Origin of the sequence: Qipengyuania qiaonensis (assembly GCF_019711515.1) — a bacterium.
Taxonomy (GTDB): Bacteria; Pseudomonadota; Alphaproteobacteria; order Sphingomonadales; family Sphingomonadaceae; genus Qipengyuania; species Qipengyuania qiaonensis.
Genome location: NZ_JAIGNO010000003.1, coordinates 270,081 through 289,235, shown reverse-complemented (window position 1 = coordinate 289,235; position 19,155 = coordinate 270,081). Strand labels below are relative to the sequence as shown.

Genomic DNA, 19,155 nt, shown 5'->3' with positions numbered 1-19,155 from the left:
CGTGCGAGTGACGCCGCATGACCATGCGGCCTGTTCCCCTTATCGCGCTTGCCCTCGCCACCTCAAGCCTTGCGTCCTGCGGCTCCCACGGCCCTGTCGAAGAGCCCCCTTTGAGCGAAGAAGCGCTGGCTGCCGTGACTGCCGACCCCGGCGCTCCGACCAAGGCGCTGGCCCGCGCGGCCGACGAGCTGTTCACGCTCGACGGTCTCGGCGAAACGCGCGCGCTGGTGGTCTATCATGGCGGCAAGCTGGCGGTCGAACGCTATGCGCCGGGATACGACAGGGACACGCGCTTCGTCAGCTGGTCGATGGCCAAGACGGTCACCGCGGTGATGATCGGCATGCTGGTCGCCGACGGGCTGCTACGGCTCGATGCACCGGCCCCAGTCCCCCGCTGGCAGCGCACGGGCGACCCGCGCGCCGAGATCACTTTGCGCCACCTGCTGCAGATGCGCAGCGGGCTGGAGCATACGGAAGCAGGCGATCCGCCTTACGAGAGCGGCGAGGTACGCATGCTCTTCCTCGATGGCCGCGACGACATGGCCGATTATGCCACGGCCCAGCCACTCGAAGCGGAGCCGGGGGAGAAATTCGAGTATTCGTCGAACACCACGGTTATCCTCGCCGATATCGCCGCGCGCGCGCTGACCGACAGCGCGGATCCGGACGTTCGCCGCGAGGCGGTGGCCGACTATCTCGAGGCGCGGCTGTTCGCTCCGCTGGCGATGACGAGCGCAGTTCCTGAATTCGACCGCGCGGGAACGCTGATCGGCGGAAGCCTGATCCACGCCACCGCGCGCGACTGGGCGAAGCTCGGCGAGTTGCTCCGCAACAAGGGTTCCTATCGCGGTGAGCAGCTGGTGCCGCGCCAATGGGTCGAAGAGATGGTCGAACCAAGCCCGCGCAGTCCGCATTACGGCTTGCAGACCTGGCTTAATCGCCCCTTGCCTGACGGCGAGGACCACCCGCTATTCCCCGATCGCGCCTCGCACAGCGCGTTTTCGCTGATCGGCCATATGGGCCAGTATATCTTCGTGTCGCCCTCGCAGAAGCTGACCGTGGTGCGGCTCGGCCACTCGAATGCCGAAGAGCGCAAAGCCATGCTCCAGCAGCTGGCCGACATTGTCGAACTCTACCCACAAATCTAGGGCAGCAAAAAACTGCCTTCGACCACGGTTACGCATGGCCCTGACAGCACCGCCCGTTCTCCCTCGCGACGGCAGGTGGCGTGTCCGCCGCGCTGCGAGGCCTGAAATGCGGTGAAGCTGTCGCGCCCCAGCCGCTCCGTCCAGAAAAAAGTCAGCGCGGCATGGGCCGAGCCGGTAAAGCTGTCTTCGTCCACCCCGCCTCCAGGGACGAAGACGCGGCTCACGACGTCCGTATCGCGTCCCGGGGCGGTGCAAATGAACTGATCGTTCCCCAAGGCCCGCAATCCGCGCAAATCGGGATCGAGCGCACGCACCTGATCCTCGTCCTCGAAGAGATAGACTCCGTAGCGATCGGGACTGAGCCAGATGTCCCGCGGCGTCGTCCCGATCAGCCGGACAGCGTCCGCCCACACGCCCGGCTCCGTCCGAATCAAGGGCAGCGCCAGTTCGTATCCCGCCTCGGCACGCGCAACTTCGAGCACCCCGGCTTTGCGCGTAAGAAACGTGACACGATCGCCGCCATCGCGGGTCAGCAATACATGCCCACTGGCGAGCGTTGCATGGCCGCAAAGCCGAATCTCCTCGGCTGGAGTGAACCAACGCAATTCCCAATCCGAAACGCCGCTCTCGTCGCGAATCAGGAAGGCGGTTTCGGCGAAGTTGTTCTCTTCCGCAATGGCCAGCAGGGTGGCATCGTCGAGCCATTCCTCCAGCGGCATCACCGCCGCCTGGTTCCCCGCGAAAGGACGCCCGGCGAAAGCATCGACATGCCAATAGGGCAGCTTGCGGGTCATGAATCCTTCTCCAGCTTGGCGAACTCGTTTTCCTCGACCAATGGATTACCGGGTTCGTCGATATGTCCTTCCGGGTCGATGTGGATGAGCAGTTCCATGCCGGGAAACTGTCGGCAGAGATCGGCTTCGACGCGTTCGATGATGTCGTGCGCTTCCTCGATCGTCATGATCGGCGGCAGATCGACGTGAAACTGTACGAAATCGCGATTGCCGCTGGTGCGGGTCCGCAGGTCGTGAAGATTCGACAGCTCTGGATGCTTCGCTGCGGCCTCGACAAAGGCGAGGCGCTTCTCTTCAGGCCATTCCCGGTCCATCAGATCGTCGACCGCTTCGCTCGCCCCGCGCCACGCCCCGAATGCAAGCCAGGCGGCGATGGCCAGGCCGAACAGGGGATCGACGACGCCGAGACCGGCATATTGATCCAATGCCAGCGCAGCGATGACCGACAGGTTGAGAAACAGATCCGATTTGTAATGCAGGTGGTCCGTCTGGATCGCCAAGCTGCGCGTCCGGTTCATTACATAGCGCTGCCGGGCGAGCAGCGCGAAGGTCAGCGCTATCGCAATCAGCGAAACCGCGATCCCTTCCTCCGCCGCTGCAGTTTCGCGCTGCCCGGCAAGTTGCATGATCGCGCGGATCGCGATGCCAAAGGCAGATAGGCCGATCAGCATGACCTGGAAGATCGCCGCCAGCGCCTCGGCCTTGCCGTGACCGAAGCGGTGATCTTCGTCGGCTGGCATGGCAGCGATCCACACCCCGGTCAGCGTCGCGAGGCTGGCGACGAGATCGAGCGCCGAATCGGCAAGGCTGCCGAGCATGGCGGTCGAACCGGTGCGCCAGCTCGCCCAGGTCTTCAGTGCGACCAGCACCGCAGCCACCGCGATCGAGGCCAGCGCAGCGGACCGTGCGAGCTTGGTCCGGTCCGGCGTCATGGATAGAGCAGCGTGTTCGTCCATGCGTCCGTTTCGCTTTCACGGGAGAACAGGCGGCGGTCGTGCAGGCGATATTGGCGATCCTGCCAGAATTCTATCCGGCGCGGGCTCAGCCTGAATCCCGTCCAGTGCGGCGGGCGCGGGATATCGCCTTCTGGATAACGGTCTTCCAGCGCCTGGGTCCGGTCGAGATAGACCTGCCGGTCGGGCAACGGACGCGACTGGTCGCTGGCCGCCGAAGCTATCTGCGAACCGCGCGGGCGCGAATGGAAATAGGCGTCGGCCTCTGCCTCGCTCACTTCCTCCAGCGGGCCTTCCACGCGGATCTGACGACGCAGGCTCTTCCAGTGAAACAGCAGCGCAGCACGCATATTGGCCCGAATCTGCTCCCCCTTGCGGCTTTCGGCATTGGTGTAGAAGACGAAGCCGTCGCTCCCGTGCCCCTTCAGCAGTACCATGCGTACCGAGGGAAACCCGTCCGCCGAAGCGGTGGCCAGCGCCATTGCATTCGGGTCGTTCGGCTCGCTCTCGCGGGCCTCGGCGAACCACACTTCGAATAAAGTGAAGGGGTCGCTTTGCGGAATGGCGCTTTCGTCGGTCTGCATCGAACCTTCCTTATACTATGGACACTTGGAGCGATGTTCCGGAGCAAAATGCGCCGCAGCCCGTTCTTGCCCGGAATGCCGAGGACAGAGATGATAATTGTCGCCCATGTCGAGCCCCCTATCGCCAATGCGCGCGGGAGGAAACCGCGCGCGCTTGCATGCGCAAAGCGTAGCAATTAGCTAACACACCATGGCCGACCCCTATTCCACCCTTGGCGTAACGCGCAGCGCTTCCGAAAAGGACATCAAAAGCGCCTATCGCAAGCTCGCCAAGGAACTTCATCCCGACCGCAACAAGGACAATCCGAACGCGGCCGAACGGTTTTCCGACGTCACCAAAGCTTACGACCTTCTCTCGGACAAGGACAAGCGCGCCCGGTTTGATCGGGGCGATATAGACGCGGATGGCAATCCAGCCAGCCCCTTCGGCGGCATGGGCGGTGGCGGCGGTTTTCGCCCTAATGGTGGACAGCAAGGGTTCAGAGCCGAGGATTTCCAGGGCTTCGGCAATGAGGAAGTGGACCTGGGCGATATTTTCGACGGCTTGTTCGGCGGGCGCGGTCCCCGCGGCGGGGGCCCGTTTGGCGGGGCCCAGCAGCGCCGCCGCCCGCCACCCCAGAAGGGTGCGGACATCGCGTACAAGCTCCGCGTAACATTTACCGATGCCGCGACTCTTAAAGATCAGCGCATTACGCTGGCCGATGGCAAGACGATCGACCTCAAACTGCCCGGCGGCGTCGAGGATGGCACGCAGATGCGGCTCAAAGGCAAGGGCGAACAGGGGCCGGGCGGAGCGGGCGATGGACTCGTCACCATCGCGATCGACAGGCACAAGGTCTATCGGCGCGAAGGCGACGATGTGCGCCTCGACCTGCCGATCACGCTCGACGAAGCGGTGAACGGCGGCAAGGTACGAGTGCCCACCGTGGACGGTCCCGTGATGATGACGATTAAGTCCGGCACCAATGGCGGGACCGTTCTGCGGCTGAAGGGCAAGGGTTTCACGCGCAAGGGCGGAAGCCGCGGCGATCAGCTCGTCACGCTCGAAATCCAGCTTCCCGAAGACGTCGAGGACCTTGCCAAGCGGCTCGAGGGATGGAAGGACAACGGGGATCCGCGCAGCAAGCTCGGGATTTAACCCTTGTCGCACCAGCAATTTCCGGAAGGTCAGGAACGCGAGATTCACTCGCTTTCGCCCGAGCAGCGCCGGAAGGACGCGCTCGCTCTTCGCGATCGTATCGAACGGCGCGTCGGACCGGGAACGCGGGCCTGGGACGTCGCCAAGCGAACGCTGGTGGGCACATATAATGACGGCTTCATCCATGCAGGTAACCTCGCCTACCTGTCGATGCTGGCCATATTTCCCTTCTTCATCCTCGGCGCGGCGGTGTTTTCGGCGATCGGGGAGGAAGCCGAACGCGCGGCCATGATCAACGCTGTATTGAGTGCGATGCCGCCTGTGGTCGGCAACGTCATCGAGCCCGTGGCGCGCGACGCGATCGAAGCACGCAATGGATGGCTGCTGTGGATCGGCGGGCTGGTGGGACTGTGGACAGTCGGCAGCCTGATCGAAACGATCCGCGATATCCTGCGCCGCGCCTACGGCACGCACGCGACGCATGCCTTCTGGAAGTACCGGTTGCTTTCTTCCGGCGTGATCCTGGCGGCAGTTCTGCTGCTGATGCTCAGCCTGATCGCGCAGTTCCTGATCGGCACGGCGCAGGAGGTTATCGAGGTCTATTTCCCGCAGCTGGTCGACCGGGTTGCCGATCTGAGGTTGTCGCGCATCGTCCCGGCGATCGGCCTGTTCGGATCGCTCTATCTGATCTTCTATTCGCTCACGCCTTCGGAGTACCGGAGCAAGCGCTACCCCAAATGGCCGGGCGTACTGCTGACCACTGTGTGGTGGATCGCGGTGACCACGGCAATGCCTGCGCTGCTACGCAATTTCTTCTCCTACGACCTCACCTATGGCGGGTTGGCGGGCGTGATGATCGCGCTGTTCTTTTTCTGGCTTGTCGGGCTCGGCGTGGTTATCGGCGCGGAACTGAACGCTGCATTGGCCGAAACACCCGAGGAAGAGATGAACCTCATCGGGCAGGCAGACGACCGGCGCCGGGCTGCGCTGGCCAGGGAATTGAAAGAGAAGGAGCGCGCTTCATGAGCGGGTTGATGGCAGGAAAGCGCGGGCTGATCATGGGGCTCGCCAATGACAAGTCGCTGGCCTGGGGCATTGCCAGGCAACTGCATGAACAGGGGGCGGAGCTCGCCTTTTCCTATCAGGGCGAAGCGTTGAAGAAGCGGGTCGGCCCGCTTGCGGACCAGCTCGGCAGCGATTTCCTGATCGAATGCGACGTGTCGGACATGGCGGCGCTCGATGCCGCTTTCGACACGCTGAAGGCGCGGTGGAAGACGATCGATTTCGTCGTTCACGCCATCGGGTTTTCGGATAAGAACGAGCTGCGCGGGAAATATGTCGACACCAGCCTCGACAATTTTCTCATGACGATGAACATCTCGGCGTACAGCCTGGTGGCGGTGGCGCAGCGCGCCTCGGCGATGATGCCGGACGGGGGCGCCATTCTTACCCTGACCTATTACGGCGCCGAGAAGGTCATTCCGCACTACAATGTGATGGGCGTGGCCAAGGCGGCGCTCGAGACTTCGGTAAAGTACCTCGCCAACGATCTCGGTCCGCAGAACATCCGCGTCAACGCGATCAGCGCAGGGCCGATCAAGACGCTCGCGGCCAGCGGGATCGGCGATTTTCGCTATATCCTCAAGTGGAACGAGCTAAACTCGCCGCTGCGCCGGAACGTCACGATCGAGGATGTCGGCGGATCGGGTCTCTACTTCCTGTCGGACCTGTCGTCGGGTGTTACCGGCGAAACGCATCACGTCGATGCGGGCTACCATGTCGTCGGCATGAAGCAGGAGGATGCCCCCGATATCGGACTTGTCTGACTGTTTCGTTCGCCCTATGTTCCGACGAAAGCAAGGGAGAGAGTGCGATGATGAGCGGTGGATGCCAATGTAGTGCCGTAAGGTACGCAGTATCGGGCGAAGCGGCGCATCACGCGCTGTGTCATTGCCGGGATTGTCGGGCCTCCTCGGGCGCGCCGGCAACGGCCTGGATGGCCTTTCAGGCAGACGATTTTCGCGTGACCAGGGGAAAGGCGATGGCCTATAATTCCTCGGGCGCGTCCTGGCGTCATTTTTGCGGCCAGTGCGGCACCGGTCTGTATTTCATCAACGAAGAGATGCTGCCCGGCATAGTCGATATCCAGTCGGCGACGCTCGACGACGCTCAGGCCTACCCGCCAGGCGCGCAAATCCAGACCGCCGAGCGGCTGGCTTATATGGCGGATTTGGCAGCGATGCCCGAGTTCGAGCGTTATCCCGGGCCTTAGAGATCCGCGTCAGGCCAAGTCGGGCCAGATGCCACGAGTATCGTAGATCGCCTTGCCTTGCCGCTCTTCAGGCGGAATTACCTTGAATACATCGTGGTCGACCAGAGTGACAAGCACGCCGCATTCCTCGAGCGCAGTATCGATATCGATCAGTTCGGCACCCGTACCCTCGAATTCGCGTGGCAGCTCGGCTGCATAGGGTTCTACCACGCGAACCCGTTCGCCGAATTCCCGCGCCAGAGAGGCGGCGACATAACGCGCCGGGGATTCGCGGAAATCGTCTATGTTGGCCTTGAAGGCGAGGCCGAGGCAGGCAACCTTTTCGCCCGGATTGGCCTCCGCCAGTGCTTTGGCGCGGGCGAGAACGTGGTGCATCTTGCCATCGTTTGTCTCGCGCGCCTGGCGGATAATCTTCGCCTCCTCCGGCGCGCCATGGACGATGAACCACGGGTCGACCGCGATACAATGCCCGCCCACGCCGGGGCCAGGAGTAAGAATGTTGACGCGCGGATGACGATTCGCGAGGCGGATGACCTCCCATACGTCGAGGCCCTGCCGGTCGGCGATCATCGAAAGTTCGTTGGCAAAGGCAATATTCACATCGCGGAAGGCGTTTTCGACCAGCTTTGTCATCTCCGCCGAGCGTGCGTCTGTGGTCACGCATTCACCCTTCACGAAGCGCTTATAGAAGGCGAGCGCCTTTCTGGCGCAGCGCGGCGTGATGCCGCCGATCGAGCGATCGTTGTGCGTCAGCTCCTCGAGAATTCTTCCCGGCAAGACGCGTTCGGGGCAATAGGCAATCGACACATCGGGCTGGCCTTCGCACAGACCCGGCATGGCGAGATCCGGACGTTTTGCAGCAATCGCATCGCGCATCGCCTCTGTCGTGCCGACGGGTGAGGTGGATTCGAGAATCACCGCGTCGCCCTTCTTCAGGACAGCGGCGACCTTTTCCGCCGCAGCCATGACATGGGACGTGTCGGGCGTGTGATTGCCATCCTTGGCGAAAGGCGTCGGCACTGCGATCACGAAAACGTCGGCGGGTGCGACTTCGGTCGATGCCCTGAGCAAGCCGCGCTGGACCACGGCCTGTACCAGCCCGTCGAGGTCGACTTCCTCGATATGGATCTCGCCGCGATTTATAGTGTCGACCACATTCTGCGACACGTCGACACCCGACACGGGACATCCCGCCCGGGCGATGATCGCGGCGGTAGGAAGGCCGATATAGCCGAGGCCGATGACGCAGACGTCGGGCTTGTTGTCACCACGCATGAAATTTCTGTCCCTGCACCTTTGCGAGGCGGGTCTAACGCCTGTCGGTAAATTTAACAGTAGCAACGATTAGGCACTTGCGAGCAAGTCCGCGATACGCGTTGCGGAACGTCCGTCGCCAAACGGATTGTGCGCGCGGGCCATGGCCGCATAGGCCGCCTCGTCGTCGAGCAGACGGTTGGTTTCGTGCACGATCGCATCCGCATCGGTACCAACGAGCATCGCTGTGCCCGCTTCGACTCCTTCGGGACGTTCGGTCGTCTCGCGCATGACGAGCACCGGCTTGCCCAGCGCCGGAGCCTCTTCCTGAACGCCGCCGCTATCCGTGAGCATGAGGTAGCTGATGTCGAGCAGGCGCGCGAAATGCGGATAATCGAGCGGTTCGATCAGCGCGACATTGTCGAGCCCGGCCAGTTGCTCGTTCATTACAGCACGCACATTGGGATTGAGATGAACCGGAAAAATAACCGCAATGTCGTTACGAGATGCGATACACTTAACCGCGTTGGCAATGTTCTGCATGCCGTCACCGAAATTTTCTCTCCGGTGACTGGTCATGCCGATTATGCGTTTGTTCGCGAACCTGGCCTCCAGATCGGCAAGGCCGGAAGCCAACTCGGGAACGCACTCGACACGCTTCGCCACCCAGTGCAATGCGTCGATTACCGTATTGCCGGTAACATGAACCGTCGCCGGATCGACATTCTCGCGCAGCAAGGCATTGCGTGCAGTATCGGTCGGCGCGCAATGCAGCGCAGCGAAGCTGCCAACGATCCGGCGATTGACCTCCTCGGGCCAGGGATGATGGATATCGCCGCTACGCAGCCCTGCCTCGACATGGCAGACCGGAATCTTGCGGTAATAGGCAGCGATCGCTCCGGCCATCACAGTGGTCGTATCGCCTTGTACCACGACCCAGTCGGGCCGCTCGTCGTCGAGCACCTTGCCGATTTCGACCAGTGCTCGCGCCGTGAGCGAATCGAGCGTCTGCCCGGGTGTCATCAGGTCGAGGTCATGATCTGGTACAACCTCAGCGATATCAAGCACCTGGTCGAGCATCTCACGATGCTGGGCGGAAATGCATACGCGGCTTTCGAAGCGCGTATCGTCAGCCAGGGCGTGGATGAGCGGGAACAGCTTGATTGCCTCGGGACGTGTCCCGAAAACGGTGAGAATCTTTCGGCGCACGGTCATGGGCGCCTGCCTAACGGCAAAAGGTTAAGCGGGCATAGACTCTACAGCGCGTCTTCGTCGCTTTCAGGCTGCGGCAATGCGGCTTCTTCGGGCGTGTCCGCACCGCGCTCGCGTTCGAGCCGTTCCATATATTCGCGCTCGATCATCTCCACGCGCTTCTGCTCGGCGGCGGCGTCTTCGTCGATGGTCGCCAGACGTTTGGCCCGCTCGGCAGCGATGATCTCGGCGAAGCGCACGCCGGCATTGTTGGCCTTGTCGGCGTAGGCGGCCTTGATCATTTCCTGCGTACAACCGGTAAAGCCGCCCGCTCCGGTCGGAGAGCAAGACATAGCGCCGAAGGCGCCCGCCATCTCGAAGCTCTCAACCCGTTCCGCCCAGGACCTGTTCTCGGGGCTCTCGGAGAAGCGAAGGTTTTCGGGTATCCGATAACGCTCCCGCTCGGCCTTGCGCGCGCAGACGACGATCTGATCTTCGGTGCTTTGCGGACACTCGTCGTCCCCATAGACGATGACCATGTTGTAGTTTTCATCGCCCGGCTCCTGTGTCTGCACCGGCTCTTGGGCAATTGCAGGGACGGCGAGTGCCAGACTGGCAATGGCAATCAGCGGTTTCGACATGGTCGTCCTCTTGGCGAAATACGGGCTGACACAATTGGCGCCACGTGGGGTGAACTCTCTATGAAGCGAATGCCGGGCCCCTCCGGTTCCCATCACACCCGCTCCGAAATGCGGATTGCCGCGCGGCAGCCGAGTCGGATCAGGCCGGACAGCACCGGATAGGCGGGCGCACGCTCGGCGCCTGCGGCCAGTGCCGCATCGCGATGCTCGCGCTCATCTTCGCGGAACTCCTCGATCATGCCGGCGAGTTCGGGATCCTCTCCGCTTTCATGCAGGCGGTCGAGTTGCTTCGAATAGTGATCGTCGATCTCGATCTCGATCGCAGCGGTGCAGGCCATCGCCGCCTCCGGCCCGATCAGCGCTGTCACGGCCCCCAAAGCGAAACCCGCGCGATCCCAGAAGGGCTGGAGCGCCGTAGGCCGGACCCCGCGTTCCGCCATCAGAGCGTCGAACTTTGCCCTATGGCCGGCTTCCTGTTCCGCCATTCCCGCGATCTCGGCCGAGTGGGGCCCACGATCGCCCATCACGGCCAACTGACCCGCATAAATACGCGTCGCGCCGAATTCGCCTGCCTGATCGACGCGAATCATACGCTCGATATGGTCTGGAACAGCGGTCATACGCTACGATCCTTGCCGAGCAGCACCAGGATTGCCAGACCCGCGGCCGTCGAGATCAGGAAATTATAGCCAGCGAGACTGATGCCGAACAAGGTCCACGCCGGCTCGTCGCATCGCACCAGCGGGGTGTTCATGATATCGTCGAGCGCATTGCCGCTACCACCGCCAGTTACCACGGCACAGGATGTAACGCCCTGCCACCAGCCATACTCGACGCCGGCATGAAACAGGCCGATACCCCCTGAGATCAGGATCGCGATAGCCGCGAAGCCGGTCCATAGCTGCCGCGGCGCGATGGTATAGGCAAGCAGCGCCAAGCCGATCGCCGCGAAATGCGGCCAGCGTTGCCACCAGCACATCTCGCACGGATAAAGGCCGAAACCGTACTGGGAAACATAGGCACCGCCCAGCAACAGAGCAGGTGTGGCGAGCGCCAGGACGCGGGCGAGGCGGGCGTGCTGCGAAAGGCTCATGGAGCGGCGGTGTAGCCTATTTCGCGCGGGCGGCAATGCTCTTGGGGCTTGTGCGGCGCAACGTCTCCAGCGCGTAATGCAACTGGAAATCCTCGATACCCTTTTCCTTCAGCTCTTCCGCGGTCTGCTGAAAGCGCGGATCCTCGCGCGTATCCTTTTCTACCGCATCGTCGGCAAGGCCGATTTCGTTGATCAGGTGACCGCGCAGGTCGGATTCGCGCATCTGGAAACGGGCGCGCTTGGCCAAATCGGGGTCCGACAGCTGCGGCACGGCAATATCTGGCTTGATCCCGCCTTCCTGCACCGAGTGGCCCGATGGCGTGTAATACCGGGCGGTGGTCAGTTTGAGCGCGGCGTCGTTGCCCAATGGCAGCAGCGACTGGACGCTGCCCTTGCCGAAACTGCGTTCGCCCATGACGACCGCGCGGCGATGATCCTGCAATGCGCCGGCCACGATTTCGGACGCCGAGGCCGAACCGGCATCGATCAGCACGACGATCGGCAATCCTTCGGCGATGTCGCCGCGGAAGACGGTTTCCGCGTCATAGGAGATATTCTCGCCCCGCGCACGCCCACGTTGCGCGACGATGCGCCCGTCGGTCAGGAACAGGTCGGAAAGCGCCACGGCTTCGTCGAGCGAACCGCCGGGATTGGAGCGCAGGTCGAGTACCAAACCGTTCAGACGGCCGGTCGCCTTCTTCTTCATATCCTCCCAAGCGCCGAAGACATCGCTGCCGACATCGCGCGAGAATTCATTGACCATTATGTGGCCGACATTGCCGTCCTGCAGTTCCCAGGTAACCGGTTCGAGTTCGATCACGCCGCGGGTAACGGATACGTCGAACGGCTCATCGCGACCGGGGCGGAAGATCGTCAGCTGGATCGAGGATCCTTCCGGGCCGCGCATCTGGGCGACCGCTTCGTCCAACGTCTGCCCGACAATGAACTTTCCATCGAGATGCGTGATGAAATCGCCCGCCTTGAGGCCGGCCTTGTCGGCCGGACTGCCGCGGAACGGCGAAATGACCTTCACTGCCCCGTCTTCCTCGACGACCGATAGGCCGAGGCCCGAGTAATTGCCGTCGATCATCGTTTCGAGACGCTGGAGATCCCCGCCATCGAGATAGCCCGAATGCGGATCGAGCGCGGTGAGCATACCGTCGATCATCCCGCGGATTAGCACATCGTCTTCTACCGGCTCGACATAGCTGGCCTTGATCCGCTGGTAGACTGCCAAAACCTTGGCGAATTCCGGACCGGCGCGGCCATCGACCTGCGCAAGGCTGGCAGTGGTCGCGGGAATAAGCGCGACGGCGGTCACGAGGGCGGCCGAGCGGGCAAGGGCAGCGAATTTCATCGGCGAAACAACTCCTTTACGCGCGTCCAACCTATCGCTTGTTCGCGCTGAATGCCAGATGAGCATTGATTGGGCGGCTGAAGGAAGCGGTTTTCGACCGGCGTCCTATGCCAAGTGGTCGAGCGGGTTCACCGGTTCGCCCCCCTTTCTGAGTTCGAGCGTGACTTCGCCACGCTGCGCCGGGGCAAGGCCCAGGGGCGAGCCAGCCGCGATATCCTGACCGACCGCAACATCGAGCGTGCCGAGCCCTGTAACCAGGCTGGTCCAGCCGTTGGCATGTTCAAGGATCACGATCCGCCCGAAGCCGCGATAGGATCCCGCGAAAGCCACGCGGCCGGGGCCTGGCGCAACGACCAATGCGCGCGGACGGGCAGCGAGGGCAATCCCCGCCTGGCGTTGGCCGCTGGTGCCCGCTTCACCAAAGCCGGCGACGATCTCCCCCGCCACGGGAAGCTGGTATTGCGCCGGGGGATTGGTAGCGCTTGCCCGCGGAGGCGCGTCCGCCGACGCCATCGCTCTTGCCGGATCGGCCGGACGAGGCAGGGGCCCGGGCAAAGCGGCAAGCTGTTGGCGGAGCGATCCCGCCGCTTCCAGCCGACCCACAAGCTGGTCGAGATCGATCGCCTGTTCGGCCAGCACCAGCGCCCGCTGCGCCTCGCGATCGGCGCCGCCTGTCGCCTGGCGCGCCTTCATCCTTTCCTGTTCTGCCAGCGCGACGAGCTGCGTACGTCGCTGGCGCAGGGCCGTCTCGCTATCGCGCCGGTCGGCAACAGCCTGGCGCGCTTCCGCCTCGAGCGATTTCGCCTGGTCGAGATCCCCACGCAGCGCTGCTGTGCGCGTACGGATCACCGGAATGGTGCTGTCGAGTACCGCGCGCGTGTAGACGAGATCGCGCAACGACCCGGGCTGGAGCGCCGACAGGGCCAGCGGGCGACGCGACATCGATTGGAGCGCCCCGGTCAGCCGGACAAGCGGCGCACGGCGCGCGGACAGCTTGCGATCGAGCGATCGTCGCGCGCGATTGGCCAATGCAAGGCGGGCCTCGGAAGCCGCGATCGCCGCCTCCGCCTGCTGGACTCTCGCCGCAAGTGCTGCCGCATCGGTTATCGCCCTGTCCGAAGCTTCGCGCGAATTGGCCGCTTGCCGTTCGAGTTGTTCCGCCCGGGCGCGGGCATTGCGTTGTTGCTGACGTGCGGCATCGAGCGCAGCGCGCGCATCGTCGACGGTGTCGAATTGCGACGGGGCCTGCGCGATTGCCGGCAAGCCCAGCAATCCCGTGACCAGAGCCATTCCGGCAATAAGGGAGATGCTGCGTCTCATCGCGCGAATTCTGCCCGATCAGCCGCTGCGATGATAGGGGTGCCCGGCGATTATCGTCGTCGCTCGATAAAGCTGCTCCGCCAGCATGGCCCGGGCCAGCAGGTGCGGCCAGGTCGCCTTGCCGAAAGCCAACAGCAAGTCCGCCTCGAGCCGCTCTTTTTCCGAATGCCCGTCCGCCGCACCCAGCACGAAACGGCACTCACGCATTCCGTCGTCGCGCCAGCGCGCCAGAATTTCCGCCAGGCTTTCGGAAGAGAGGTCCCGGCCGCGCTCGTCGAGCAGCACGGTCTTCAGCGGTGTCTGCGGGTCGGGAACACGCCCTCCGGTTTCCGGCAATTCGGTGAACTTCACCGGCCATGCCAGCCGCTTCTCATATCGCGCGACGAGCTCCGCCTCCGGCGATCGCGCAATCTTTCCCCTGGCAATGATGTGAAGGAGCATGAACTCGCTCTATGGCGATGTTCCATGCGCGTCCAGCACGCGGCAAGGGCAGCGGTCTACCCGCAGCGATGCAGCCGCCAGGTCGCATGAGCGAGGATATCGCACCCGCGAAGGCGAGTGCGGAAATATGCTACGCGGTGCCGGCCACGGGCGGCGCGTCGCCGAAGGCCCACATGCGCTCGAGATTGTAGAAGCTACGGACCTCGGGGCGGAACAGGTGGACGACAACGTCGCCTGCATCGAGCAGAACCCAGTCGGCAGCCGGCAGCCCTTCGAGCTTCACCGGGCCGAAGCCTGCCTGCTTGACCTTTTCGGCGAGTTTTTGTGCCATCGCGGCAACCTGACGGGTCGAGCGGCCCGAAGCGATCACCATGTGATCGGCAATCGAACTCTTGCCCTCGAGATCGATGGTCACGATCTCCTGCGCCTGGTCGTCGTCGAGCTGCTGCAGCACCAGCTTGAGCAGCGGATCGGTCTTCGCGTCAGCCAAGGCAATAACCTGTGCCGTAGCGGTCCCGGCAGTCGCCGGGCTGATATGCGCCTGTGTCATAGGCGGATGCGGTACTCCTGGATTGAGAGGCAAAGACCATGGCAGGGACAACGCGCATCATGGCGCGGTGGTTTCCTCCCCCGACGAAATCAAGCGATGTGTCAGTTGGTCCCTCGGAGGCGGTCCGGCATAGCGTAAGGCCCAGTCGGGATCGGCGCGGCGGATGGCCGTGGCCGATCGGTCATCGGGATCGAAACGCAATGTCACCAGTGCCGGTGCGCTCCATTCGCCCCTGTTCGCGAAACTGGACAGCGGCACGGAAAAGCACCTCAGCCAGGCCATCGCGGGGCTCGCGACAGCATCCGCATCATAGCCGGGCCTTGCGATGACCGCAATCGGCATCCTGCGCGCGATCCCCCGCCAGGCCCGCCAGCGGTGGAACTGGGCAAGATTATCCGACCCCATCAGCCAAACAAATTCGCGTTTGGGAAAACGACGCATCAGTGCGCCGAGCGTATCGACCGTGTAACGTGTCCCCAGGTTCCGTTCGATCGCTGTGACCCTGATCGGTGCGCGTTTCGCCTGCTCTATCGCCGATCGCACACGCGCGGCCAGCGGTGCCATGCCGGCTTCCGGCTTGAGCGGATTGCCCGGCGAAACCAGCCACCACACTTCATCGAGCTTGAGCGCCCGCGAAGCAAACAGCGAAATCGAGCGATGGCCGCCATGCGCGGGGTTGAAACTTCCGCCGAGCAGACCGATTCGGCGATTCACGCCGGTCAAACCGACGCTCCAGCCAATTTGTCGTATTTATACAATGCCTTGCTTCCGAAGAGGGGGCCGAATCGCAAGCTATTGGTAAACAACGACTTAACCTTTGGTTCCCGCTTCTGTTCGATAATTTTCCGGCGCTGAAACGACTCGTCCCATCGAACCTTCGACTCGTGGATTCTACGGGAACCGCGATTCGATTTCATCGGCAACCTTTGTTAGCTCTACGTGGAGGGACGTATAAGACCATAAGGGACGGGTCGTTTTGAGCAACAAGATTGCCGCAAAAGGCTGGGGGAGCCGTATGCGGAGCTGGTTTCCGGATCGTGAGTTTTTCATGCGGTCGGAAGGTCAGGTTCGCTTCATAACCATTTCATCGAAAGTGCAGATGACCGCTGCGGCGATCGCGCTTGCGGCGCTGATCGTCTGGGCATTGTCGATGGCGATCGCCGGCTGGACGCAATATCGCGCCACGGCGGACCGTCTCTCCTTGCTCGACCGCGAGGCCAAAGTCACCACCGCGACGGAGCGCGTCAATGCCTATCGCCACGATATCGATGCCGTGGCGACCGACCTGGCGAAGCGGCAGGAGTTCATCGAGGATATGGTCGCCTCGCTCCCCGATGACGTGAAGACCGTGGAAAATGTCAGCGATTCCACCGGCGAAGCGGCCGCGACGGTCGACAAGGTCAGCCTGTCCATTCCCGAAGCCAGCGCGCTTGCCAGAATCGAAGCGCGCCAGCTGGCCTTCGTCGAGAACCTTACACGCTACGCGGACTGGCGGTCGCAGCGCGCCGCGTCGGCGCTGAAAAGGCTGGGCCTCAACCCGGACAACATGATCCGCAACGCCGACCGCAGCGCGATGGGTGGCCCGCTGGAGAAGCTCGCCACAGATAGCAGCGGTGGTGTAGATCCGCGCTTCGAGCGTCTTGGCCTTTCGATCGCCCGCATGGACGCGCTCGAACGCGGCCTTGCCGGCGTGCCGCAGGTCGCCCCGGCCAATGTCCAGATGGTCACGTCGAGCTATGGGTATCGCCGCGATCCGTTCACTGGAGTTGCCGCCATGCACAAGGGCCTCGATTTTCGCGGTCCCATCGGCGCTCCCATCTATGCTGCCGCCAAAGGCCACGTCAGCTTCGTCGGGCGCAAGTCGGGCTATGGTAATGTCGTCGAGATCAGTCATGGTAACGGCCTCATGACCCGCTATGCCCACATGTCGAAGTTCGCGACAAAAGTCGGGCAGACGGTCGATGCCGGACAGACCATCGGCGCAATCGGCTCCACCGGTCGCTCGACCGGTCCGCACCTCCATTTCGAGGTTCGCATCAATAACCGTGCGGTCAACCCGCGCACTTTCCTGGAGACAGCTCCCCATGTTCTCGAAGAAATCCGACGAGCTCCCCAGCTCGCCTCAACCAAGTAATCCGGGACGAGACCGCATGGCCAGCAAGAGCAACTCCACCTTTTCGGTCTTGGGCTCGGATCTCTCGATCACAGGCGACATCAAGGCCTCGGCCGATTTGCATATCGACGGGTCGGTCGAGGGAGACATCGCCTGTTCGTCGGTTGTCCAGGGCGAGACCAGCATCGTAAAGGGCGCGATCAAGGCCGAGACCGCTCGCCTCGCCGGGACGGTCGACGGGTCGATCACTGCGCGTGAGCTGGTGATCCTCAAGTCGGCCAAGATCATGGGCGACGTGTTCTACGACGCGCTTACCATCGAACAGGGCGCGCAGGTCGAAGGGCGTTTCGCCCACCGCGATACCAAGGCCAAAACGCCCGACACCGCGCACGCGCAAGCCAAGCCCGAGCTGGCCGTGGCCGGCTGAGCAATCGAGTTCGGAGAGGACGGGGGCCGTCTGCGCAACGACGCAGGCGGCCTTCTTTGTTTTCCGCCTGCCCGAATTATGCGCGTCTGCTCGAGCGAGCGGATCGCCCTTCAGTCGAGAACCTCGGCCCGCAGCGCCTTGCGATCGAGCTTGCCGATCATGGTCTTGGGAAGTTCTTCGCGGATCACGACTTCCGCGGCGCGTTCGTGCTTGCCGACCCTTGCATTGAGCCATTCCTTGAGCTGGCTTCCCGTAGCATCGGCGCCGCTTTCCAGGGTGACATAGGCAACGGGCACTTCGCCGCGATACCCGTCGGGGCGCCCGATGACGAGCGCCTCCTTTACCGCATCGTGTTCGAGCAGAACGTCCTCGACCTGGCTGGGAAACACCTTGAATCCGCCGACTGCGATCATGTCCTTGATCCGATCGACGATTTCCAGAAAGCCGTCTTCATCCAGCGTCGCCACGTCGCCCGTGCGCAGCCAGGTCTTTCCTAGATGCTCGACGAAGACATCCTTCGCCGCCTCGGGCCGGTTCCAATATCCCTGCATGATCTGCGGGCCGTGGATCGCCAGTTCGCCCGGCTCGCCATCGGGTGCGATGACCGAAGGGTCTTCCTTGTCGAGCAGAAGCACCTCGGTACCCATGACGACCTGCCCGATAGTGCCTGGTTTGCGCATGCCCTCGTAGGGGTTGGTCGACACCACGCCGGAACTTTCGGTCAGCCCGTAGCCTTCGACCAGCCGCACACCGGTCGCAGCCTCGAACTTTTCGCGCAAAGGGCCGGGTAGCGGCGCCCCGCCGGAAATGCAGACCTTGAGCGAAGAGAGATCGATCTTGGCGAGATCCGGATGGTCGAGCAGCGCCTGATACATCGTGGGCACACCGGGAAAACCGGTCGCGCCCAGTTTCTCGATCGTCTTGAGAACCTGCTTCGTTTCGAAACGCGGGACCATGGCAATCGATGCCCCTGTGACGACGGCGTGATTGAGCAGCGCGGTGTTGGCAAAGACATGAAAGAACGGCAACGCGCCCATGAAGACTTCGCCCGGCGGATCTCCGAACGGATTGAGACCGGCGGTCTGCTGCGCATTGATCGACAGGTTCGCGTGGGTGAGCATCGCACCTTTGGGCGTGCCGGTCGTACCCCCGGTATATTGGAGCAGCGCCAGCGAATGCGGATCGACGACGGGCAGGCCGCCTCGGTTGCGACCGCCTTCTTCCAGCAGGTCGCCCCACCGCACGACGCCCTCGCCATACTCGACCTTCGCAACTTTCGCGCGACCAAAAAGCCGCAGCGCAATGCCCTTGAGCGTTGGCAGCATCTGCGCAAGCGAACTGACCACCAGCGTTTCCAGAGCCGAGCTACACAGCACTTTTTCAGCCGTCGTGTAGAGTTCGGGCACATCGACCGTCACCAGCAGCCGTGTGCCCGAGTCCGCCACTTGCTGCGCCAGTTCCTCCACCGTGTAGAGCGGCGAGAAATTGACCACCACGGCTCCCGCCATCATCGCTCCGTAGTAGGCCACGACATAACTTGGCACGTTGGGCAGGAAGAGCCCCATGCGGTCGCCTTCCGCAATGCCCCGTGCTTTAAGCGCATGCGCAAAGGCCTGCGCGTCGCGGAAGAGTTCGGCGTAGGAGTAAGTCCGCCCAAGAAAATGCAGCAGTGGCGCATCGGGCGTACCGCGCATGGTACGCGCAAACATCTCGGGCAGCGCGATCGGCTCGAACGTCGTGCCCCACGGCACCGGGTGGTGGTTCGGAAGCTTGCTTACATCCATGTCAGTTGACTTGGACCATCTCGCCCCAAACGCAAGTAAAAAGGCGGGCCGAGCCAACGCTCGACCCGCCTTTGCGTCAGACATTCCGTACGAAA

Annotated in this window: 21 protein-coding genes; 7 read left to right on the top strand and 14 right to left on the bottom strand. The window is 62.9% G+C overall.

The features are described from left to right. Positions 1–17: 17 nt before the first annotated feature. Positions 18–1,148: a serine hydrolase domain-containing protein gene (locus K3174_RS07150; protein WP_221557360.1), complete on the top strand. Its 1,131-nt coding sequence runs from the start codon at positions 18–20 to the stop codon at positions 1,146–1,148. On the opposite strand, the gene K3174_RS07145 is transcribed toward K3174_RS07150, so the two are convergent. Genes K3174_RS07145 through pdxH form a run of 3 tightly spaced genes read right to left on the bottom strand, consistent with a single transcriptional unit; the run spans position 1,145 to position 3,479 of the window. After that, a complete protein-coding gene (locus K3174_RS07145) occupies positions 1,145–1,942 on the bottom strand; it encodes a PhzF family phenazine biosynthesis protein (protein ID WP_221557357.1) in 798 nt (265 codons plus the stop codon). The two genes, K3174_RS07150 and K3174_RS07145, sit on opposite strands and share 4 nt — an antisense overlap. Then, the gene (locus K3174_RS07140; RefSeq protein WP_247711968.1) at positions 1,939–2,898 is read right to left on the bottom strand and encodes a cation diffusion facilitator family transporter; all 960 of its coding nucleotides are present in this window, start codon (positions 2,896–2,898) and stop codon (positions 1,939–1,941) included. The genes K3174_RS07145 and K3174_RS07140 overlap by 4 nt, the downstream gene beginning before the upstream one ends. Continuing rightward, positions 2,871–3,479 (bottom strand): pyridoxamine 5'-phosphate oxidase, encoded by a 609-nt coding sequence (pdxH, locus tag K3174_RS07135; RefSeq protein WP_221557355.1) that lies wholly within the window; start codon positions 3,477–3,479, stop codon positions 2,871–2,873. The genes K3174_RS07140 and pdxH overlap by 28 nt, the downstream gene beginning before the upstream one ends. A gap of 190 nt (positions 3,480–3,669) precedes the next feature. Here pdxH and K3174_RS07130 point away from each other — a divergent pair, with 190 nt between their 5' ends. From K3174_RS07130 to K3174_RS07115, 4 genes are read left to right on the top strand one after another with little or no spacing between them, the layout of a single operon-like run. Next, positions 3,670–4,617, top strand: coding sequence for a DnaJ C-terminal domain-containing protein (locus K3174_RS07130; RefSeq protein WP_221557353.1), 948 nt, complete (start codon positions 3,670–3,672; stop codon positions 4,615–4,617). A gap of 3 nt (positions 4,618–4,620) precedes the next feature. Further along, positions 4,621–5,643 carry a YihY/virulence factor BrkB family protein gene (locus tag K3174_RS07125; RefSeq protein WP_247711967.1) on the top strand — a complete coding sequence of 341 codons (1,023 nt, stop codon included), beginning with the start codon at positions 4,621–4,623 and terminating at the stop codon, positions 5,641–5,643. Beyond that, positions 5,640–6,443 (top strand): enoyl-ACP reductase FabI, encoded by an 804-nt coding sequence (fabI, locus tag K3174_RS07120; RefSeq protein WP_221557342.1) that lies wholly within the window; start codon positions 5,640–5,642, stop codon positions 6,441–6,443. The genes K3174_RS07125 and fabI overlap by 4 nt, the downstream gene beginning before the upstream one ends. Before the next feature lie 47 nt (positions 6,444–6,490). Continuing rightward, positions 6,491–6,889 (top strand): GFA family protein, encoded by a 399-nt coding sequence (locus tag K3174_RS07115; RefSeq protein WP_221557340.1) that lies wholly within the window; start codon positions 6,491–6,493, stop codon positions 6,887–6,889. Between the two features lie 9 nt (positions 6,890–6,898). Here K3174_RS07115 and wecC read toward each other — a convergent pair whose 3' ends face one another. The 10 genes from wecC to K3174_RS07065 form a co-directional block, all read right to left on the bottom strand. After that, positions 6,899–8,164, bottom strand: coding sequence for a UDP-N-acetyl-D-mannosamine dehydrogenase (gene wecC / locus K3174_RS07110; protein ID WP_221557331.1), 1,266 nt, complete (start codon positions 8,162–8,164; stop codon positions 6,899–6,901). A gap of 69 nt (positions 8,165–8,233) precedes the next feature. Further along, on the bottom strand, positions 8,234–9,358 hold the full coding sequence (gene wecB / locus K3174_RS07105) for a non-hydrolyzing UDP-N-acetylglucosamine 2-epimerase (RefSeq protein WP_221557328.1): 1,125 nt from the start codon (positions 9,356–9,358) through the stop codon (positions 8,234–8,236). A 41-nt stretch (positions 9,359–9,399) separates the two neighbouring features. Continuing rightward, positions 9,400–9,975, bottom strand: a complete 576-nt coding sequence (locus tag K3174_RS07100; protein ID WP_221557325.1) for a hypothetical protein — start codon at positions 9,973–9,975, stop codon at positions 9,400–9,402. A gap of 92 nt (positions 9,976–10,067) precedes the next feature. Continuing rightward, positions 10,068–10,595 carry a demethoxyubiquinone hydroxylase family protein gene (locus tag K3174_RS07095; protein WP_221557323.1) on the bottom strand — a complete coding sequence of 176 codons (528 nt, stop codon included), beginning with the start codon at positions 10,593–10,595 and terminating at the stop codon, positions 10,068–10,070. Continuing rightward, positions 10,592–11,068 (bottom strand): disulfide bond formation protein B, encoded by a 477-nt coding sequence (locus K3174_RS07090; protein WP_221557314.1) that lies wholly within the window; start codon positions 11,066–11,068, stop codon positions 10,592–10,594. The genes K3174_RS07095 and K3174_RS07090 overlap by 4 nt, the downstream gene beginning before the upstream one ends. 16 nt (positions 11,069–11,084) lie before the next feature. Next, positions 11,085–12,425, bottom strand: a complete 1,341-nt coding sequence (locus K3174_RS07085) for a S41 family peptidase (RefSeq protein ID WP_221557312.1) — start codon at positions 12,423–12,425, stop codon at positions 11,085–11,087. Positions 12,426–12,530: 105 nt separating this feature from the next. Then, a complete protein-coding gene (locus tag K3174_RS07080) occupies positions 12,531–13,745 on the bottom strand; it encodes a murein hydrolase activator EnvC family protein (protein WP_221557310.1) in 1,215 nt (404 codons plus the stop codon). 18 nt (positions 13,746–13,763) lie between these two features. Next, entirely contained in the window at positions 13,764–14,186 is a 423-nt protein-coding gene (locus K3174_RS07075) for a 23S rRNA (pseudouridine(1915)-N(3))-methyltransferase RlmH (RefSeq protein WP_221557308.1), read from the bottom strand. A gap of 130 nt (positions 14,187–14,316) precedes the next feature. Beyond that, positions 14,317–14,736 carry a ribosome silencing factor gene (gene rsfS, locus K3174_RS07070; RefSeq protein ID WP_221557305.1) on the bottom strand — a complete coding sequence of 140 codons (420 nt, stop codon included), beginning with the start codon at positions 14,734–14,736 and terminating at the stop codon, positions 14,317–14,319. 57 nt (positions 14,737–14,793) lie between these two features. Then, the gene (locus tag K3174_RS07065; protein WP_221557303.1) at positions 14,794–15,450 is read right to left on the bottom strand and encodes a nicotinate-nucleotide adenylyltransferase; all 657 of its coding nucleotides are present in this window, start codon (positions 15,448–15,450) and stop codon (positions 14,794–14,796) included. A 301-nt stretch (positions 15,451–15,751) separates the two neighbouring features. On the opposite strand from K3174_RS07065, the gene K3174_RS07060 reads away from it, so the two are divergent. Continuing rightward, the gene (locus K3174_RS07060; protein WP_221557649.1) at positions 15,752–16,870 is read left to right on the top strand and encodes a M23 family metallopeptidase; all 1,119 of its coding nucleotides are present in this window, start codon (positions 15,752–15,754) and stop codon (positions 16,868–16,870) included. 16 nt (positions 16,871–16,886) lie between these two features. Continuing rightward, positions 16,887–17,276, top strand: a complete 390-nt coding sequence (locus K3174_RS07055) for a bactofilin family protein (protein WP_221557300.1) — start codon at positions 16,887–16,889, stop codon at positions 17,274–17,276. Between the two features lie 110 nt (positions 17,277–17,386). On the opposite strand, the gene K3174_RS07050 is transcribed toward K3174_RS07055, so the two are convergent. Next, complete coding sequence (locus K3174_RS07050) at positions 17,387–19,060, bottom strand: long-chain-fatty-acid--CoA ligase (RefSeq protein WP_221557298.1); 1,674 nt, start codon at positions 19,058–19,060, stop codon at positions 17,387–17,389. Positions 19,061–19,155: the final 95 nt, after the last annotated feature.